Source organism: Marinobacter antarcticus, from assembly GCF_011049865.1.
In the GTDB taxonomy this organism is placed as follows: Bacteria; Pseudomonadota; Gammaproteobacteria; order Pseudomonadales; family Oleiphilaceae; genus Marinobacter; species Marinobacter antarcticus_A.
In genome coordinates, this window is record NZ_DRGY01000067.1 from 1 (window position 1) to 17,805 (window position 17,805).

General features: G+C 54.7%; 16 protein-coding genes and 2 pseudogenes. 7 read left to right on the top strand and 11 right to left on the bottom strand.

Annotation, left to right across the window (positions count from 1 at the left end):
* Positions 1–84: 84 nt before the first annotated feature.
* Genes tnpA through ENI00_RS08475 form a run of 4 tightly spaced genes read left to right on the top strand, consistent with a single transcriptional unit; the run spans position 85 to position 2,647 of the window.
* Positions 85–405, top strand: coding sequence for an IS66 family insertion sequence element accessory protein TnpA (gene tnpA / locus ENI00_RS08460; RefSeq protein ID WP_304101315.1), 321 nt, complete (start codon positions 85–87; stop codon positions 403–405).
* Positions 402–773, top strand: coding sequence for an IS66 family insertion sequence element accessory protein TnpB (tnpB, locus tag ENI00_RS08465; RefSeq protein ID WP_304101317.1), 372 nt, complete (start codon positions 402–404; stop codon positions 771–773). Before tnpA ends, tnpB begins: the two co-directional genes overlap by 4 nt.
* A gap of 45 nt (positions 774–818) precedes the next feature.
* On the top strand, positions 819–2,429 hold the full coding sequence (gene tnpC, locus ENI00_RS08470) for an IS66 family transposase (protein WP_304101319.1): 1,611 nt from the start codon (positions 819–821) through the stop codon (positions 2,427–2,429).
* Between the two features lie 5 nt (positions 2,430–2,434).
* Positions 2,435–2,647 carry an OST-HTH/LOTUS domain-containing protein gene (locus ENI00_RS08475; protein ID WP_304101321.1) on the top strand — a complete coding sequence of 71 codons (213 nt, stop codon included), beginning with the start codon at positions 2,435–2,437 and terminating at the stop codon, positions 2,645–2,647.
* 160 nt (positions 2,648–2,807) lie between these two features.
* On the opposite strand, the gene ENI00_RS08480 is transcribed toward ENI00_RS08475, so the two are convergent.
* From ENI00_RS08480 to ENI00_RS08490, 3 genes are all read right to left on the bottom strand, one after another.
* Entirely contained in the window at positions 2,808–3,326 is a 519-nt protein-coding gene (locus tag ENI00_RS08480; protein WP_008169850.1) for a TolC family protein, read from the bottom strand.
* On the bottom strand, positions 3,247–3,591 hold the full coding sequence (locus ENI00_RS08485; protein ID WP_304101324.1) for a hypothetical protein: 345 nt from the start codon (positions 3,589–3,591) through the stop codon (positions 3,247–3,249). Before ENI00_RS08485 ends, ENI00_RS08480 begins: the two co-directional genes overlap by 80 nt.
* Positions 3,592–3,679: 88 nt before the next feature.
* A complete protein-coding gene (locus ENI00_RS08490) occupies positions 3,680–5,005 on the bottom strand; it encodes an IS1182 family transposase (protein WP_053113971.1) in 1,326 nt (441 codons plus the stop codon).
* 383 nt (positions 5,006–5,388) lie between these two features.
* On the opposite strand from ENI00_RS08490, the gene ENI00_RS08495 reads away from it, so the two are divergent.
* Together ENI00_RS08495 and ENI00_RS08500 are read left to right on the top strand one after the other, a co-directional pair.
* Complete coding sequence (locus tag ENI00_RS08495) at positions 5,389–6,060, top strand: response regulator transcription factor (RefSeq protein ID WP_123891321.1); 672 nt, start codon at positions 5,389–5,391, stop codon at positions 6,058–6,060.
* A 29-nt stretch (positions 6,061–6,089) separates the two neighbouring features.
* The gene (locus tag ENI00_RS08500) at positions 6,090–7,412 is read left to right on the top strand and encodes an ATP-binding protein (protein ID WP_304101330.1); all 1,323 of its coding nucleotides are present in this window, start codon (positions 6,090–6,092) and stop codon (positions 7,410–7,412) included.
* Between the two features lie 75 nt (positions 7,413–7,487).
* Here ENI00_RS08500 and ENI00_RS08505 read toward each other — a convergent pair whose 3' ends face one another.
* The 8 genes and pseudogenes from ENI00_RS08505 to ENI00_RS18740 all read right to left on the bottom strand — a co-directional run.
* The gene (locus ENI00_RS08505) at positions 7,488–8,984 is read right to left on the bottom strand and encodes an ArnT family glycosyltransferase (protein WP_304101332.1); all 1,497 of its coding nucleotides are present in this window, start codon (positions 8,982–8,984) and stop codon (positions 7,488–7,490) included.
* Positions 8,968–9,996, bottom strand: coding sequence for a glycosyltransferase family 2 protein (locus ENI00_RS08510; RefSeq protein ID WP_008169859.1), 1,029 nt, complete (start codon positions 9,994–9,996; stop codon positions 8,968–8,970). The genes ENI00_RS08505 and ENI00_RS08510 overlap by 17 nt, the downstream gene beginning before the upstream one ends.
* A complete protein-coding gene (locus ENI00_RS08515; RefSeq protein WP_039881780.1) occupies positions 9,980–10,369 on the bottom strand; it encodes a GtrA family protein in 390 nt (129 codons plus the stop codon). The genes ENI00_RS08510 and ENI00_RS08515 overlap by 17 nt, the downstream gene beginning before the upstream one ends.
* 218 nt (positions 10,370–10,587) lie before the next feature.
* Positions 10,588–13,785 (bottom strand): efflux RND transporter permease subunit, encoded by a 3,198-nt coding sequence (locus ENI00_RS08520; protein WP_304101337.1) that lies wholly within the window; start codon positions 13,783–13,785, stop codon positions 10,588–10,590.
* A 14-nt stretch (positions 13,786–13,799) separates the two neighbouring features.
* Positions 13,800–15,065, bottom strand: coding sequence for an efflux RND transporter periplasmic adaptor subunit (locus ENI00_RS08525; RefSeq protein ID WP_123891317.1), 1,266 nt, complete (start codon positions 15,063–15,065; stop codon positions 13,800–13,802).
* A 21-nt stretch (positions 15,066–15,086) separates the two neighbouring features.
* Complete coding sequence (locus ENI00_RS08530) at positions 15,087–16,226, bottom strand: TolC family protein (RefSeq protein WP_304101339.1); 1,140 nt, start codon at positions 16,224–16,226, stop codon at positions 15,087–15,089.
* A 285-nt stretch (positions 16,227–16,511) separates the two neighbouring features.
* A complete protein-coding gene (locus tag ENI00_RS08535; protein WP_035561679.1) occupies positions 16,512–16,868 on the bottom strand; it encodes a P-II family nitrogen regulator in 357 nt (118 codons plus the stop codon).
* A 17-nt stretch (positions 16,869–16,885) separates the two neighbouring features.
* Positions 16,886–17,014: pseudogene (locus ENI00_RS18740) on the bottom strand (efflux RND transporter permease subunit); the annotation flags it as partial.
* A gap of 96 nt (positions 17,015–17,110) precedes the next feature.
* Here ENI00_RS18740 and ENI00_RS08540 point away from each other — a divergent pair.
* A pseudogene (locus ENI00_RS08540) lies at positions 17,111–17,668 on the top strand (IS1380 family transposase); the annotation flags it as partial.
* Positions 17,669–17,805: the final 137 nt, after the last annotated feature.

Consider the following 17,805-nt stretch of genomic DNA (forward strand, 5'->3'; position numbering starts at 1 on the left):
AGTAAGCGCCAAAGAATCAGCACCTACACCCAAGCTCTCCAATTGCACACACTGATCTCCTCACTTATTCCATGAGGACTCAGCATGACCGCAACCGAAAAAGTGCACTTCTGGCAACAACAGATTACCGATTGGGAAGCGACGGGCTTATCCGGCAATGCCTACTGCAAGCAACAGTCTTTAATTTATCATCAATTCGTTTATTGGCGTCAAAAGCTGACCTCTGTTGAAGATTATCCGAAGCCGGCGCCGGCATCCACCGGGTTCACACGGGTTGTTTCTGCTCCCAGCGTTGGTAATGCTGACGCCGATGGGCTGACCGTATCGTTGCCCGGCGGTGTCTCCATCACCGGCCTGCACGCTGGCAATATCGAGTTGCTGGGTGCGGTTCTGAGGCAGCTGTGAGGCGCCACCGATACCTACGTCCGTCCTTGTCGTTGCCACAGATTTATCTGTATCGCGCCCCCGTGGATTTCCGCAAACAGGCCAATAGTCTGGCGGTGTTGGTTGAACAGGAGTTGGGCCACAACCCGTTCACTGGCGCGCTTTACGCCTTTACCAACCGGCAACGCAATAAGATCAAGTGCCTGATGTGGGAAGACAACGGCTTTGTGCTCTATTACAAGGCTCTGGCCGAGGAGAAATTCAAGTGGCCTAAAGCCTCGGATGAACTGATGCTACTGACCGGCGAGCAGATTAACTGGCTGCTGGATGGATACGATATTGCTCTGCTGAAAGGGCATAAGACCTTGCATTATGAGGCCGTTAATTAGGTCTTTCTTCGTGCTTCAGGGCGTTGTTTTTGCTATACTTTGTTCATGAAATTAAAGCCTGAAAGCCCTTCAAAAGCACCGGATATCAGCGGCCTGTCGGCCGCTGAACTGCGGTCGGTTGTCGAAGGTCTTCAGCAAGAACTGGTCGCTAAGAGTGCTGCCGTTCAACAACGCGATCACTATATCCAAATTCTCGAAGAACTGCTGCGCTGGAAGCGGGTCCAGCAGTTCGGCGCCAGCAGTGAAAAGTCCGCACACCAGATTCACCTGTTTGACGAAGCAGAACTGGAAGCCGAGATAGATGCCCTGCGCGATCAGTTGCCAGACGATATCGAAGAGGCAGACGCACCACCGGCCTCCCGTAAACGTCGCCAGCGTGGCTTCTCGGATAAACTGCTGCGTGAGCGCATCGAACTGACCCTCAGCGACGAAGACAAGGCCGGCGCCAGCAAGACCTTCTTTACCAAGGTCAAAGAAGAACTGCAGTTCATCCCGGCGCAGCTCAAAGTTCTGGAATACTGGCAGGAAAAAGCCGTGTTCGAACAGAACGGCGAAGAGCGTTGGGTGGCGGCTGTTCGCCCAGCCCACCCCTTAGGCAAGTGCATGGCCACCACGTCATTACTGGCTTACATCATTACCTCGAAATACGCTGATGGCCTGCCACTGTACCGCCTGGAACACATGCTCAAGCGCCTGGGTCATGAGATCAGCCGTACCAGCATGGCGCACTGGGTGATCCGCCTGGAGGACGTGTTCAAACCGCTGATCAACCTGATGCGTGAGGTGCAAAACAGCAGCGATTACCTGCAGGCGGATGAATCCCGGATACCTGTTCTGAAAGAAGACGGCAAAACGGCACAGTCCGATAAGTGGATGTGGGTCACCCGCGGTGGCCCGCCCGGAAAACCGTCGGTGCTGTTTGAATACGATCCGTCACGGGCAGGAAAGGTACCGGTGCGTCTGCTTGATGATTTTAACGGTATCCTGCAAGCCGATGGCTATTCTGGCTACGGCAAGGTGTGTCGAGATAACGGCATCACTCGGATTGGCTGCTGGGACCACGCGAGACGTAAGTTCGTAGAAGCCATCAAAGGGGCCACACCTCAGGGTAAAGGCAAACCCACGAAGGTCTCCAAGGCTGATGTGGCTCTGGGCCACATCAACAAGCTCTATGCCATCGAACGCCAGATCAAAGAGCTGAGTGAGGGTGAACGTTACCGCATCCGTCAGGAACTGAGTGTGCCCAGACTGGAAACCCTGAAAACCTGGTTGGAGGCCAACGCCGGCAAGGTCGTAAAGGGTACTCTGACTCGCAAAGCCATGGACTATACGCTGAACCAGTGGCTCACCTTGGTAGGTTACTGCGAACGAGGCGACCTGCAGATCAGCAACGTACTGGCCGAAAACGCCATCCGTCCGTTCGCTCTGGGTCGCAAAGCCTGGCTGTTCGCCGATACCTCGCGGGGTGCACGTGCCAGTGCAACCTGCTATTCCCTGGTCGAAACCGCTAAAGCCAACAGCCTGGAACCTTCGGCTTATCTCCAGCATGTGCTGGAACGCATTGCCGAGGCAGACACCCTGGAGAAGCTGGAAGCACTGCTGCCGTGGAATGTGGACTTGGAACGGACTTCAAAAAAAGTGCCACAGTTCGACTAGGGCAAGTGGGTCGATTTAACGGCGCTTACAACACGGCCGCCGATGACGACGGCTGGGCGCATCTCGGCAAGGTTGGCCAGTACATTTCAAACAACAGCTCCTTCTCCCCGGTGAACTACGGATATAAAAAGCTGAGTGATTTGATTCGGGCCAGTGAGCTGTTTGACATCGATACCAGAGAAAAAAACGTGGTTTTCATCAGAAGCCCAGAGAAATAGGTCTGGCTAACAATTCGATGTTCGGTTAGGTCGCAAAGCGAACCTTCAGGAAGGTTCATGAGTTTTGGTCCAAGTGGTTTGGTCGAGTCTTCGGGCATTTTGAAGGGAACTTTCTGGTGCTATCCAAAATGCCCGAAGACTTGACCATTGAATTACCTCTTTAATTTAACGCATTGATAGTACGCACCGGTATCAGGGCTTCGTACCCGGCCGAGGCACCATATAGATCACGGATCACCCCAGCTCGACGGAGTTTGGCCCCAGTAAGCTGTCTTGCGCTATTTATCGCGTCCTCCAGTCTGCCAGTGCCACTGGCCAGCTCGTTCAGACTGGCTTCCCAGTGCGCGCGCTGGTTTGGCAAGTGTCGCTCGTTGAGGATGTTCAGTCGACCATGGCCGGCCTCAACGCTTGCCCTCAGTTTAGCTATCGAGGCCCGCCATTCCCGCTGGGCCTGAGTGGCCAGCCATCGTTTTTGTGATGCTTCGGCAGTCGCCTTTCGAACGGCGCTGTGCTGGCGCTGCCCACTAAATGGGATCCGAACGCCAATGCCGACGACCCAACGTTTTCTCTCGTCAGCCCACAGGCTGTTATAGCCGGCATTAGCTGTGAACGTAGGTCGACGATCGACTTCGGCAACATCCAGCCGCGCGCGCCTCGGCTTCCCTCGCCTCGGCTGCACGAATCAGCGGATGATCTGGTTCCAACTGTCCATCGGCGAACAGAAGCGTTTCAGATGGCGCCATCAGTTGCAAACTGGCCCCCGTCGGACGACGCCCAAGCAGAGGAATCAGGTCGCTGGCTAGCCCGGCCTTTTCCGCTTGCAGCTCTACTAGTCTGGCATCTAGGAGTCTGCGCGGCAGAAACGTTTTGAGCCCTCGTTTCCGCCAGACCGGATCATTGTCTGGCCGGAAGGAGTGTTCGCGATATCGGATCGGCTCCATCATCGCTTTCGATCCAGCCAGTTAACCGGTTAAAAGGGGCATCGCAGGGCCCCAGCTGTACCTACCGTGAGCCAAAGGCTGCCTCAGCGACTTATGCCAGCCTCATCAGTGAACTCATGCGCCTGAGATTGAGCGACAGACAGACAAGATCCCATTCACCCTGCACCGCCTGAAGGCCCCGCAAGCCGAACTGCCGGAAGCCCAGGACATTCTTGATCCAGCCATTCACCGCCTCAACCATGTGCTTGCGCTGAGCGTAGACTGCTCGCCCCTCCGCCGTGGTAAGCTTCTCCTCCATGCGGGCCGTCGCCGGGTACCGGCTCGCGTTTATATCTCCGGTTTTTTTGCCTTCCCGGCGCAGCGAGACGTAGCCATCTATGCCTTTTGTCTCCAATGCCTGCAAGTCTTCCTCTTTGCGATAACCCGCATCAGCCAGACATTGGCCCGGGTAACTTCCCAGAGTTTCTTTTACCTCGCCCAGCAGCGGCACCAGACAGCCGTTATCACTGGGGTTGTTACCCTGGCGGTTGCCCACGATGATCTGGAACTCGCCATCCACGGCCAGTTGGCCGTTATAGCATTGCTGGAACCCATCATTCGTTTTCATGATCCGGCTTTGGGGGTCGGTAAAGTTACTCTGAGCCTTGTCCTCCGGAACTCCATAATCTCTCTTGAAGTTCCGGCCACCCTTGGGTGAGCGGCGATCATCGTCTGGATGCCGGCCTTTGGCCTCATCTTGCGTTTTTTGATCCGCTTCCAGTTTCTCCTTCGCTGCCCGGATCTTGTCCAGCCGCCCCTGACGGTGCTGAAGCTCTTCGGGTAACTCGTCGCCCCGCTGATCCGGGCCAAACTGTTGGTCTTCCGATTCATCCACACGGCGAGCCTGGCCACAAAGCTCATCAACCTCTTTTGACAGACGGGCTTCTTCCTCCCGCATGCGGTCATAGCTCATGGCCTTGTGCTTACTGGCGTTGGCCCGGACCTTGGTGCCATCAATCGCCAGCGTACCGAGAGTAACCAATTCCGCTTCCTGGGCGATCCGGACCACCTGAATAAATACGGCCTTGAACGCAGCCAGGTGTTGCTTGCGAAAATCGCAGATAGTGCGGTGTCTGGGGAAATTGCCAGCCGCCAGGACCCGAAGGGCGACATCTTCTTCCAACTTCCGGGCGATCTTTCGTGATGAAAACACGCCGGTCGCGTACGCATAGATCAACACCTTCAACATCATCCGCGGATCGAAAGGCGAGTTGCGCCGACCGCTCCCTTCATACCGGGCGTAGAAGGCACTCAGATCCAGTTCCTCGACCACGTCACTGATGAAATAGGCCAGATGCCCTTCGGGCAGCCACTCGTTCAGGCTCGGGGGAAGAAGCAGTTCCTGATCAGGTGAATAGGGGCGGAAGGTGGTTCCCATCGGATTCTCCGGTGCTGAAGAATTTTTACGTATTATGCCAGAAGGTGGCTCCTGCCGCGCAGACTCCTAGCATAGGCCGGTAACAAACTGTCGAAACCGGCAAGAAGTCCCATTGTGGCAGCTCCTTGTATAAGGCGGCGCCTGGACACACCTGCATAGAAATGTCTATCGCTCATAGGTTGCTCCTAAAACCATGTATATACAGCTTCTCGCGTTCGTGGCTCGATTGTTGACGCTACCCGGTGCAACTGAAATCAAACTGAAAAGTCGACCGGTAACCCCCCATTTTTAACGGGTTGCTGTTTTTCTGGGGAGTTGCCGTTACTGGTACAATCCATGGCAGACTGGCGAAACTTTCCCACCACGAAAAACGGCGCTTACAAATGAAAATTCTGATTGTTGAAGACAATGCTGTACTTGCCAAAAAAATATCGGACTGGCTTGCGCAGGCGCACTACACAGTAGATATCGCCAAAACCGGCAAAGAAGCGGACTCGTTGATTGAAACAAGCTCCTACCAGGCCGTTATTCTCGATATCGGACTGCCCGATGAAAATGGACTTTCTTTAATGCAAAGATGGAGAAAAAACGGGAAAAAAGAGGCCATCCTTATTCTGACCGCACGCTCCAACTGGACTGAGAGAGTAGAAGGGTTGAACGCGGGTGCCGACGATTACCTTCCCAAACCGTTTGAGTTTGATGAACTGAAAGCCCGGCTCAGTGCGATTATCCGCAGAAAGGACGGCAGAACGACAGACCAGATCAGCGTCGACGGATTTCATCTCAACGCCACCTACCGAACGCTTACCACGCCCGACCAGAAAGAGTTCAGACTGACAGCTACGGAATTCCGCCTTTTACAGTGTTTCCTCCGTTCACCGGACCGAGTGTTTTCCCAGGACGAACTGGTTGAATCCCTCTACAACATAGAAAGATGCCCCACCAGAAATGTCGTTCAGGTTTACATAACCCGGCTTAGAAAAATAATAGGGGTCAATAAAATAAAAACATTGCGTGGCCAGGGCTACTACTTCGAAAAAGATCCTAACCGCTGAACGCCCGAGTGAACCAACCAGGTTAAAATATGTCTGCTCCGAAAAGTATCCGCAGAACAGCCATTCAGTATGGTGCTGTTTTCAGCCTCGTATATTTTACTCTGATATTCTTTTCACACACCTACGTGATAAAGCAACTATCGGACGAGTCCAGGAAGCAACACCTGAACAAAGAGCTGGGAAACTTTCAGGCAATCATTGAGGCTGAATCCCCCACAACCGACGACCTCAGCAACATGATCAATCAGTTTGAAATGCTTCTGGGGCATGCCATCGTCATCGAAACGGCTAGCGGAAGCGTCCTGGCGAGCCCGAACTTTGACCAGAGCCAACTGCAGGGCGCTGCAGAGAAGCCCGAGGGTTTCATCCACATAGCGCAGGGTGCGAACACGCTTTTCGGGCTCAAACGCATTTTCTCCGCCAGTGAAAAACTGGCCTCAATCAGCGTTCTTGAAACCGAGGGGGCGCTCTCTGAACGACCGCTGAAGGCTCACCTGACATTGCTCGGCGCCTCGGCCGTTCTTCTCGCGATACTGCTGGCCCTGATTGGAACCACTACACATCTGACGTTAAAGCCCATCAGTAAGATAAAAGAGGACCTGAGACGGCTCCAATCCGGGAAACAAAGTCGCCTGAACCCTCACGTACCGGAAGAGTTTCGTCCGCTGATCCGGCAGCTCAATGATTTGCTCGAGCTGTCAAACCGGCGGCTGGACCGCCACCGCCGCCTGAATTCCGATCTCTCTCACCTGGTCAAAACCTCTATTTCTGCCAATCTTGCCATTTTGTCGGATATCGATACCTTGCCTCCGTCCCGGGAGGATGTTGTGTTTATGGCCTCTAACTTGCGGGAGCTTGACAAATCCCTGAAATACCGGATGAGCAAAGCAGACATATCAGGCAGACAGATGGGACGGACGTGCATGCCGGTTGAAATCACGGCAAGTGTCATCACCGTTATGGAAAAAATCTTCCCTGACACGGTTTTTCGCCTCCACACCAACTTACCTGAAAACTTCAGCTGGCCAATGGAGCGACAGGATCTTTCAGAGCTGCTTGGCAATTTACTCGAAAATGGCGGGAAGTGGTGCCAGACAACCGTCGACGTTACAATCGCCCGCACGTCATCAGGACTCTCCATAGAAGTAGCGGACGATGGCCCCGGAATTTCTCCCGAGGCGGCAGCCACTGTCATGAACAGGGGTACCAGGCTGGATGAAACGGTCGCCGGTTTTGGGCTCGGATTGTCCATCGTGTCCGAGATTGTCGAAGACAACCTCGGACACCTGGAAATCGGATCCTCGAAAAACGGAGGAGCCAGGATTCTGATTTTACTGCCATTTCCGGACTAGATCACTGCCAAAAGGCCAGCCATCTTGAAAATCCGGCCTTCAAAGACTCAGTTTTAGCAGTAATCAGCTGCGTCATTAATCATTCTTCGAGTTTAATTCAGAATCAACGGGGTCATTCTGGCTGTCTGTTGGCGGAAGATCGATCGAGAATAGCTGGTACCGTTTGTTCTCCCCCAACTTCTGAGCGTCAGTGGCCCGCGGACCAAGAACCTTATCTACCGCATCGTTTGGAATTGCGGCAAAGACCCTGGCGTACCCGTCAGCGTCCAGCAGACTGTCGAATTCTGTGGAGGTGATTTCGACAGCGTCGCCCAACGAATAAAAACGTGCGGAAAATGGCATCTTGCCAATGTAAAAGATTGGACCGTCTCCCGCTTGCTGAATGCTCTCATACCGGCCTATCAATTGCTTCTCGGTTTTTAGTGGTTTTACTCCGCTCACACCTATGAACACAAAAAGGGTAATGAGAACGGGTGCAAGTAATACAGCACCCGACCTGATTCTGGACCAGGGACGTAAATTGAGCTGCGACACCCATCCGGCAATCAGAATGGCCGAGAACGGAAGAGAAGGAAGTATGTAAGTCCAGAGCGTGTTGCCTGCCAGGGTAAAGAACAGCATTGGCGTTATCGCACAAAACAACAGATACAGCGTTGAGGCGTCTTGAACAGCACCAGTGAATATATCCTTTGTTTTGCCTCGCGCCGCCGCAAGGCCAAAGCCAACCAAGCCAATGATACCCCAGGGGAATGAAGCCCAAAGCCAGAATATCCAGATCATGCCCTTGGGCCGGTCATGGGCACTACCGTACAAATCGCCAGCCCACTCGGGGTACAGAAACCGGCTAAAGTGTTCGCCAATGATGAAATAGTTGAGGAACCCGGGCGTTTTCAATTCAGCGAGCACGTACCATGGCACGGCAATCGCCAGTGTCAGAAGTGAGCCAAGAAGCCAGGGTAATTTTTTTAACGGTTGTAACTGCTGCCTGAAAATAGCAGCCCATAGCACCAGGGGGGTAACGGTCAATACAACAGCCAACGGTCCCTTTGACAACAAGCCGATAGCCAGGCCCACGAAAAACCACCAGCGCCAATAGTCAGACCGGCCCGAAAGCACGAACCACATGCTCACCAGAGAGAGGGTCGTTCCAAATACCAGGAACGTATCCGTCATGACTGCGCCGGCACTGATATAGGTGAGTACCATCGTGGAAAGCACAAGAGTAGACCATCGAGCGACCGCAGCACCGCGCGCATGATTTGCAAGGCACCACGTCAGCCATACGATTCCAATCGTGGCGAACCATGCCGGTAGCCGCAGAGAAAATTCAGACAGTCCAAATATTTTTATAGAGGCAGCCTGAGCCCAGAACGACAGTGGAGGTTTCCCCCAGAACGGAACGCCGGGTTCAAACCAGGGCGTTATCCAGTCCCCGGTTTCAGCCATTAACCGAGCGATTTCAGCGTATCGGGGCTCCGTTGTATCCACGAAGGGAAACAGCGTCATTCCGATAAAGCGACTGAACAATACGGCAGCCAGTACCCAGAACCAGGGCTCAAATCGCTTTAGCATTCTTGACGCCTCTGAAGTTGCTGATTTGGTCTCGGCTTGATACCTCTTTGTTCTCGACCACTTCTTCGGTCAGATACAGTGGTCGCTGTTTCGATTCGATGTAGGTTTTGCCCACATACTCACCAACGATACCAACGCTCACCAGTTGTATGCCGCCCAGAAAACTGATGAGGGCGATTAACGATGGGTAGCCGTCAGTCGGATCGCCGAGCATTATTGCCTTCGCTACAATCCAGACACCGAACAATCCACCAACGGAGGCGGCCAGCAAGCCGACAAGCGTTGCCCATCTGAGAGGTGACACTGAGAAGGAAGTCAGGCCTTCAAGGGCCAGGCCGACCAGGCCCGGGTAGTCCCACTTACTCTCGCCAGCCACTCTCAATGCCCGGTCGTATTCGATGATCGTCGTTGGCATACCAACCCAGGCAAAGAGTCCCTTCATGTAGCGGTTGCGCTCTCCTAACCGGAGAAGGGCATCAACTGCCCGCCTGCTCATCAATCGGAAATCACCCGTGTCGACCGGGATTTCAGTGCGACTGGTCTTATTCAGCAAGCGATAGAAAAGGTGCGCACTCCAGCGCTTGAGAAAACTCTCGCCTACACGTGATCGACGTTGCATCAGAACGACATCAAAGCCGGACTTCCAACTCCTGACCATCTCGGGAATGTATTCAGGTGGATCCTGAAGGTCCGCATCCAGAACGATCACCGCATCCCCCTTGGCATGCTCCAGCCCTGCTGTTACCGCTGCCTCTTTGCCAAAGTTGCGGCTTAGCTTGACGAGACGGATGCTCGATTTCCTTTTAATGAAAGTCCTAACAAATTCGGCACTGCCATCCTCGCTACCATCGTCCACAACCACGATCTCCGAGCGAATATCGAGGCTCGCAAGGATCGGCAATACATGCTCAAAGAATAGGGGAAGCATCGAACGCTCATTGAACACCGGAACCACCAGGGAAAGCAGCTCTGATTCATTCGGCGCACGGGAAGTCTCAAGAGGTTTGTTCATGAAACACCAGCCTTTGGTAGACAACATAGTTAAATACAGCGACAGCCGCAGTGGTTAGAAGCTGAGCAGGCACAACAGAGATTTCAAACAGTTGATGCAGGACTAAAAAGATCAGAACGTTCAGGAGAGCTGCGAGTGAACAGGAAAAGGCATATCGCCAGATGGCCTGGATGTGTGGGCGTGCGTTTGGAAAGGCCAAAGTTCGCTGCAACCAGTAGTTGGTAACCGCTCCTACAACGCTTCCAGAAAAGGTGGCTGCTACGGGGGCCATGCCAAGCAGAACCAGGCCGGACATGGCCGCCCAATGGAAAAGGGTTGCCATTCCTCCGGCGGCAATAAATCCACTTATTCTTTTAAAGGGAACCTTCTTCATCCTGGCCGACACACCCGTGGCTAACCATCGTGCCCGATGTTTCAACAACAATTCCGGAAATGGTGAACATTGACTCTTCAGAAACATCGGGCACCAGAATCACAGTCACAGCCTTCTTTCTAGGAGCAAAGTTCAACAGCAAGACCCTCGTCTCCGTTAAAACGGGCGGAATTACACTTCCATGCATGTAACCGCAACTATGCATTTCCGCCTCACATCTACCGCTGAATATCACCCACCTTGGCTCTCGAAAAGCGACCGAACAGAACCGGCAAAACAAACAGCGTCAGGAAAGTTGCGGTGATAAGGCCGCCAACAATCACGCTGGCCAGTGGCTTCTGGATTTCAGCACCCACGCCCGTCGACAACAGCATCGGTATCAAACCGAGCGCCGAGGTTATTGCTGTCATCAAGACAGGACGTAAACGGGAGACGGCACCTTCAAACACCGCGGTATCCACGTTCAACCCATCCTGTATTCGCTGATTGATGCTTTCGACCATAACGACCCCGTTAAGCACCGCCACACCAAACAGTGTGATAAATCCAACGGAACTGGGCACTGAAAGATACTGGCCGGAGACCCAGAGCGAAAAGACACCACCAATTACGGCAAGCGGCACGTTGACCAGAATCAACAGCGCTTGACCAACCGAACTGAAAGCGAAGTAGAGCAACAGCGCAATCAGCCCCAGAGATACAGGTACCACAATGGTCAATCGTTTCTGAGCTCGCTGCTGGTTTTCGAACTGACCACCAATATCCACCGAATAGCCGGGGGGAAGGTTCACTTCTGACGCGATAACATCCTGAATATCGGCAACCACACTGCCCATATCACGACCCTGCACATTGGACTGAATGACCACACGGCGCTGAACGTCGTCGCGGCGCACCTGGGGCGGGCCGGACTCAATAGACACATCGGCCACATCGCCGAGTCTCACCCAGGCTCCGGACGGTGCCTGTAACCTGAGATCAGCAATGGCATCCCGGTCTTCGCGGAAACGTTTGGCCAGGCGCACATAGATATCGTACCGCTCATTTCCGTTGATGATCTGGCCCGCGGCGGCACCACCCAGTCCGTCCCGGACGACACTCATCACATCCGACACGGCGAGTCCGTACCGGGAGAGTGCCTGACGGTCTGGCTGAACCACCAACTGCGCTTCACCGGCAATCTGCTCCATGGCCACGTCCCGGGTTCCCTGAACTGTTCGGACCGCCGCTTCGATCTGCTGGCCTTTCTCCGCCAGCACCTTGAGATCCGGGCCAAAGAGTTTGATGGCCAACTGCGCGCGGACACCTGACAACAGTTCATCAACCCGGGTCCCGATAGGCTGAGAAAAGTTAAACAGTAGCCCCGGGTGCTGTTCGAGCTTCTCCTCAAACAGGGCCTGCAATGCATAGCGGTTACTGGCGCTGGTCCACTCGGCTGTTGGCTTAAGGCCGATATAGATCTCGATGTTGTTCACAGGCTCCGGATCGCCGCCTATTTCCGCCCGCCCCGCCCGGGACAGCGCGTAGGTCACTTCTGGAAATTCCATCAGCATGGCTTCCAGTTTTGGCGCCACTTCAAGCGCCGTATCAAGGCTTGATGAAGGGGCCAGGGTCACCCGGAGGTTAATCGTTCCCTCTTCCAGTTCAGGCACGAACTCCGTGCCGAGTCGTGGCACAACCAGCGCCGCCAGCACAACAAGAACAGCCGCCGCGCCAACAACCACGCGGCTATGCTTCAGTGACCAGGCAAGCCCCATGCGATAGAGCTTTTCCAGGGGTTTTAGAATGAAGCTTTCCCGCTCCCGGATACCCTTACGGAACATGTATGACGCCAGCGCGGGTACAACCACCAGAGCGACGATCACCGCCGACACGATAGCCAGCATGATGCTGATTGCCATTGGCTGGAACAGCTTGGCTTCCACACCTTCAAAGCTGAACAGAGGCATGAAAACGACCAGGATAATCGCCGTCGCGAAAAAAATCGGCCGCGCCACTTCCCGGCCGGCTTCCTGGAGACGAAGGGCAATGCCATGATCATCGTGTGACGCGTCCAATGGATCGGGGTCATCTCCAGCCAACTCATCCCGATGGGCGTCATGCTCAGCATCAGGATGGGTCAGATGCTTGAACATGTTCTCAACCATAACAACAGAGCCATCCACCAGCATGCCGATTGCCACAGCAATACCGCCCAGAGACATCAGGTTGGCCGAGAGACCGAACCAGGCCATGATCATCAGGGCAATCCCGATGGAAATCGGTATTGAAAGCAGCACCAGCGTTGTTGCCCGCAGATTCATCAGGAACAGGGCAAGCACGATCGCAATAAACACAAAAGCCAACAGAAGCGCATTGGTCACCGTCTCTACGGCCTTGGTCACCAGATCCGCCTGGTTGTAATAGGGCTCAAAACGAACCCCACTCGGAAGCGCCTGATTTATGCGATCAATGCGGGCCTCGATGCCGTCGATGGTGGCTTTTGTGTTGGCCCCCATTCGTTTGAGTACAATGCCAGAAACCACTTCACCCAGTTGTTCAACCTGACCGGCTTCATCCTTCCGGGTCATGGTTACCGCACCCTGGCGAATTTCAGTGCCCAGCGCTACCTGAGCGACGTCGCTCACGGTCACCGTAATGCCATCACTGGTTTTCACGGGTACTTGTCGGATCTGCTCCAGGCCCTCCTCGCCACTGCCCAACCAGCCCATACCACGGATAACCAGTTGCTCCTGCCCGCGGCCCATGTACCAACCACCGACATTGGAGTTGTTGTTCTCCAGGGCTTCCATGACGTCGTTCTGTGATAGGTCATAGGACAGCATTCGAGCCGGATTCAGGTTCACCTGGTATTGGCGGACCTCTCCGCCAAACGACAGGATCTCCGTAACCCCTTCAGCCGGTATCAGCAACAGCTTGACCAGCCAGTCATGCAGGCTGCGTAGTTCCATTGCGTCGTACCCCGAATCCGGGTCCGCTATCAGCAGGTACTGGTAGACCTGGCCGAGACCGGACGTATTCGGGCCCATTTCAGGCACCCCGACCCCGTCCGGAATCAGCTCCCGCGCGGCCTGTAACCGTTCGAACACCAACTGGCGCGCGAAATAGATATCCGTGCCCTCTTTAAAGACCACGGTGACACCGGACAACCCGGTTTTGGAGATGGACCGAACCTCCTCGACATCGGGCAAGGCATACATCACCGCTTCGATTGGATAGGTGATCAGTTGTTCGACTTCCTCAGCCGCTAGTCCGGGCGCCTCTGTATTAACAGCGACCTGGACGTTTGTAACGTCAGGGAAAGCATCAAGATTCAGTTTTGGGATCTGAAATGCGGCCGTGGAGATAAGCACAGCGAGTGCAATAAGAACCAACAGGCGGTTCTGAACCGCCCAGTCGACTACTCGGTTGAACATAATGGCTCCCGGAATCAGTGGTTGTGCGGATCAAAGCCGCCTTTGGCAATCTCAGAGGCCACAAAAAATGCGCCCCGCAAAACGACTCGTTGGCCCGCAGCCAGGCCGGAAACCTCACGGAGCCCGCCAATTGAGCGGCCCAGTTCCACTTCCACGGGTTCATACTCGCCTTCGGCCTCTTCCACATAGACCGTCCAGTCGCCGTCCGCGCCACGCATCAATGCAGTCTCCGGCACGGCAAGCACCGGCTCGCTGGTCTTAAAACGAAAATACACATCTGCGAACATTCCTGGATGAAAACGATCTTCAGGATTGTCCAGCTCCAGCCTGACAATCCGCGTGCGGGTCACAGGATCAATGGTGTGGGCTTCCTGGGACACCGTTGCCACGCCCACACGACCCGCTGCCCTGACTTCGGCTTCCGCGCCCTTCTCTAGAACAATGTCGGAGCTTGCTGGCAGATGGGCTTCTACCCAAAGCTCACTCTCATCAGCAAGAGTCACCAGCGGCTGGCCAGCCTCAACTCTTTGTCCTTGCTCAAACTCATCGGTCAGTACTGCACCATCCACGCGAGCCCTGAGCATGTATTCACCGAGACTATCCACCCCGCTGGCCTTCAACGCACCAATGTCATCATCGTTCAGCCCGTAAGCAAGCAGAGTCGCCCTTGCTGCTTCAATGTTGGCTTTCGCTGTATTGAACCGCTGATCGCCAACCACGGAACGACCCAGCCCGCTGATTCGCTTCCATTCAGGAAAAGCTTTCCTGTAATCCGCCTGCGCCTGTGCCACCGTCTCACTGAACAGGGTTACCAGCGGCTGGCCCTTGGTTACGTGCTCACCCAGTTCCACGTGACGCCGCAGCACCACTGAGGCAACCCGGGGGGACACGTGATAGCTGGTATAGCCGTTGGTCAGCAGCTCACCGGGCGCGTAAATTTCATAGTCAACGCGCTTGCTTTCGAGGGTTGCTACTTCAATGCCGGCCAGATCTTTCTGTTTGGCATTGATGCTTGCGGTGGCCGCTTCTTCATGGCCACCGTTCTCGTCTTCGTGGCCGTGCCCCCCTTCCTCTTCATGATCACCTTCCTCCTCATGCTCACCTTCTTCACCATGATCTTCCTTATGCTCGCCCTCCTCACCGGTGACTTCCTGATGATCGTCGCCACTGGCAGCATGATCATGACCGGCTTCCTGATGAGCATCTTCCTCTGCCTGTACAAAAGAAAGTGGGGCTGTAAGCAACGTCAATGCGAATACTGAAATCAGAGCTTTTTTCATAATGAATATCCAGTTTCCAGACTATTGTTGGAAGGGGGTGATCAGTTCGCCAGACTGACTCAATAGCTCAATCAGACCCAGCTGCGCCTGCTTTTCCAGTTCAATACCGGTTTTCAGGCTCTCCGCGCGCTGGCCCAGCGCCTGGAGATACTCAGAGGTGGAGAGGTCGCCGACCTGCCACTGCTTCTCAAGCAAATCAGCACTTCGCTGTACACGCCCCTGGGAGAGTTCTGTCCATCGGCTAAGTTGGGTGTCGTATCGCTTCCAGGCAGCTCGGGCGCCCGCCAGACCATACTGCTGCTTCCGATAAAGTGCCTGAAACCGAGCCTTGGCCTCTAATGATCGTCGGTTGGCAGCCTGGATTTCGGCACGGTAGTTATTACGGACATTCAGAGGGATCGAGAACGTCAGGCCAACCAGGTTCTCACCCTCATCACGCCCTCCGCTCAGCCCGACCGTGGGAGATGCCGCCGCTCTGCGACTGACCACCTCGGCTTCGCTCCGCAGCACCTGCCACCTCGCGCGGGCAGCAGCAATTGACGGATGATCCAGCAAATTGTCGTTATCGACCCTGGAAGCAAGAGCCGGCCAAATGTGCCCGGGGATCCCCCCATCCTGAGGCCGCCAATCCGGCAGAAGCTCTCTGACCCGGGCTTGCGCCTGATCAACCGCAGCCTTTGCCTGGGCGAGTTCACTGAGCTGCTGAGAAAGGCTTAAAAAAAGCAACTCTGCATCGGTACTCCCCAGGTCGCCCGCCTGCTGGCGTTGCTCAACCTGCTCCAGCAAGGCATCCAGACGGTGTTGCTGGGATTCCGCAATTTCTTCGGCACGCGTCGCCGCGCGCCACTCGACAAGCGCAAACAGCGACTCGGACGTTTGTGCCAAAACCGCCTCGTTCAAATCAGCTTCAGCGGAAAGCCTGATCAGCTTTGCCTTGTCCTTTAGCGCACCCTGTTGATCAGACCAATCGATCGTTTGTGATAGCCCTGCCTCAAAGTTGTTTTCACTGCCCGTTCTGTCTGCTCCAACAGACAGCTCCGGGTTATACAGCGGTTGTTCGCTTGCCTCAGCATCCGCATCCCGGGCTGCCGCCTGCTCTGTCGCCGCCATGACATCCGGATGCTTGCTTATCTGGCCAGTGAGCCAATTTGTCCAATTCACAGTCTCCGCTTGACCGAACAGAGGAATAGACAATAGTACTGAACACAGCAACGCCCTGGGCGAGTGCTTGCTTGCCTTCATCGACTTTCTCCCGAAGGGGTTGTTAGCCACAATTCATGGGGGCGAGACGCCCATGACAAGGTAGGTAGAGGTGGAGATAGTAAGTGAAAAGGTTGAAATGAACTTGAATTTGGAAGGCATTAGCTCAGGGAACTTGAAAGTGCTCCTCAATAAGGGCGGGGAGAAGCGGCATCGCGACTCATGGCCACGATGCCGCCATCCAATCTAGGAAAAGCGCTGGTTTGATGCCGGTTGAAGTGCGCTCTCGTCGGTCGCACCATCGTCGATACGAACAGCCCGAACCAGGCGGGATACAAGCACCTTGCCGTCACCCGGGTGCCCTTCCTGGGTTCTGCCCGTTCTGACAATGAGTTCCACAACTTCACCAGCGACATCATCGGTCGCTACGTCTATTTCCAGCTTGACCATCTTCACTTTCTCCAGAGGCGACTCATCGCCGACCAGATGACCAAATTCGCCGAGAGACACGACAGCAATACTTGCCACCCCCTTAACTTTGGCCAGAGCATCAACCACATGCTCTGCCATCACTTCTCTGACATACGCTTTTATTTCATACATAAACCGTCTCCTGACTATCAGACTGAAACGTCACGACGTTCAGATGCAAACCACTGGTACACACTGGGCAACACCACCAGCGTCAGCAGCGTTGAAGTGATCAGACCGCCAACCACAACCGTTGCCAGTGGCCGTTGGACATTAGCCCGGATTTCTCATGAGGGGATAAAAGAAAGCGGCTGAAAGTGCTATAGTTTCAGGACCTTACACCGTTCACCAAGCACCAACAGCCGCTATCCAAAATGGTACCTGAAAAACTGACCTTCTCGCCACTGTCTCGCCGTCAAATTGAAGCCGATTTCTCCGGTGGTCATATCACCTCCGATGCCGGCCTGCTTTTGCTTCGCGAAGTCGACAACCAACACCAGCTCACTCAGCGCCTGGCTACGGTGCTGGACGATGCCCGTAATCCGGTACTGGTTCGCCACAAGCTTCAAACCATGATCCGGCAACGGGTCTTTGGCGTAGCCGCCGGATACGAAGATCTGAACGATCACGAAACGTTACGCGCTGACCAGGCACTTCAGACCGCGACTGGCGAAGCGGCCATTCTAGCGGGCAAATCAACACTGTGCCGAATGGAGCAGCGCGTGGACCGGCAGGCCGTGGTCAAGGCCCACGAACTGATGTGGCATCACTTCATTGAGCAGCACGACGCCCCACCCAAGGAAATCGTGCTGGACTTCGATGGCACCGACGTTCCGGTGCATGGCGACCAGCCCGGCAAGTTCTTTAACGCCTACTACGATCACCATTGTTACTTCCCGCTGTACGTGTTCTGCGGCCGTCACCTGTTGGTGGTAAGCGCCGTTAAATCGACCCACTTGCCCTAGTCGAACTGTGGCACTTTTTTTGAAGTCCGTTCCAAGTCCACATTCCACGGCAGCAGTGCTTCCAGCTTCTCCAGGGTGTCTGCCTCGGCAATGCGTTCCAGCAC

What these genes read in the sequence shown, in the direction of transcription:
- tnpA (WP_304101315.1), top strand. Translation starts at nt 85, where the DNA reads ATGACCGCAACCGAAAAAGTGCACTTCTGGCAACAACAGATTACCGAT.
- tnpC (WP_304101319.1), top strand. Translation starts at nt 819, where the DNA reads ATGAAATTAAAGCCTGAAAGCCCTTCAAAAGCACCGGATATCAGCGGC.
- ENI00_RS08485 (WP_304101324.1), bottom strand. Translation starts at nt 3,591, where the DNA reads ATGATGGAGCCGATCCGATATCGCGAACACTCCTTCCGGCCAGACAAT.
- ENI00_RS08490 (WP_053113971.1), bottom strand. Translation starts at nt 5,005, where the DNA reads ATGGGAACCACCTTCCGCCCCTATTCACCTGATCAGGAACTGCTTCTT.
- ENI00_RS08495 (WP_123891321.1), top strand. Translation starts at nt 5,389, where the DNA reads ATGAAAATTCTGATTGTTGAAGACAATGCTGTACTTGCCAAAAAAATA.
- ENI00_RS08500 (WP_304101330.1), top strand. Translation starts at nt 6,090, where the DNA reads ATGTCTGCTCCGAAAAGTATCCGCAGAACAGCCATTCAGTATGGTGCT.
- ENI00_RS08505 (WP_304101332.1), bottom strand. Translation starts at nt 8,984, where the DNA reads ATGCTAAAGCGATTTGAGCCCTGGTTCTGGGTACTGGCTGCCGTATTG.
- ENI00_RS08510 (WP_008169859.1), bottom strand. Translation starts at nt 9,996, where the DNA reads ATGAACAAACCTCTTGAGACTTCCCGTGCGCCGAATGAATCAGAGCTG.
- ENI00_RS08515 (WP_039881780.1), bottom strand. Translation starts at nt 10,369, where the DNA reads ATGAAGAAGGTTCCCTTTAAAAGAATAAGTGGATTTATTGCCGCCGGA.
- ENI00_RS08520 (WP_304101337.1), bottom strand. Translation starts at nt 13,785, where the DNA reads ATGTTCAACCGAGTAGTCGACTGGGCGGTTCAGAACCGCCTGTTGGTT.
- ENI00_RS08525 (WP_123891317.1), bottom strand. Translation starts at nt 15,065, where the DNA reads ATGAAAAAAGCTCTGATTTCAGTATTCGCATTGACGTTGCTTACAGCC.
- ENI00_RS08535 (WP_035561679.1), bottom strand. Translation starts at nt 16,868, where the DNA reads ATGTATGAAATAAAAGCGTATGTCAGAGAAGTGATGGCAGAGCATGTG.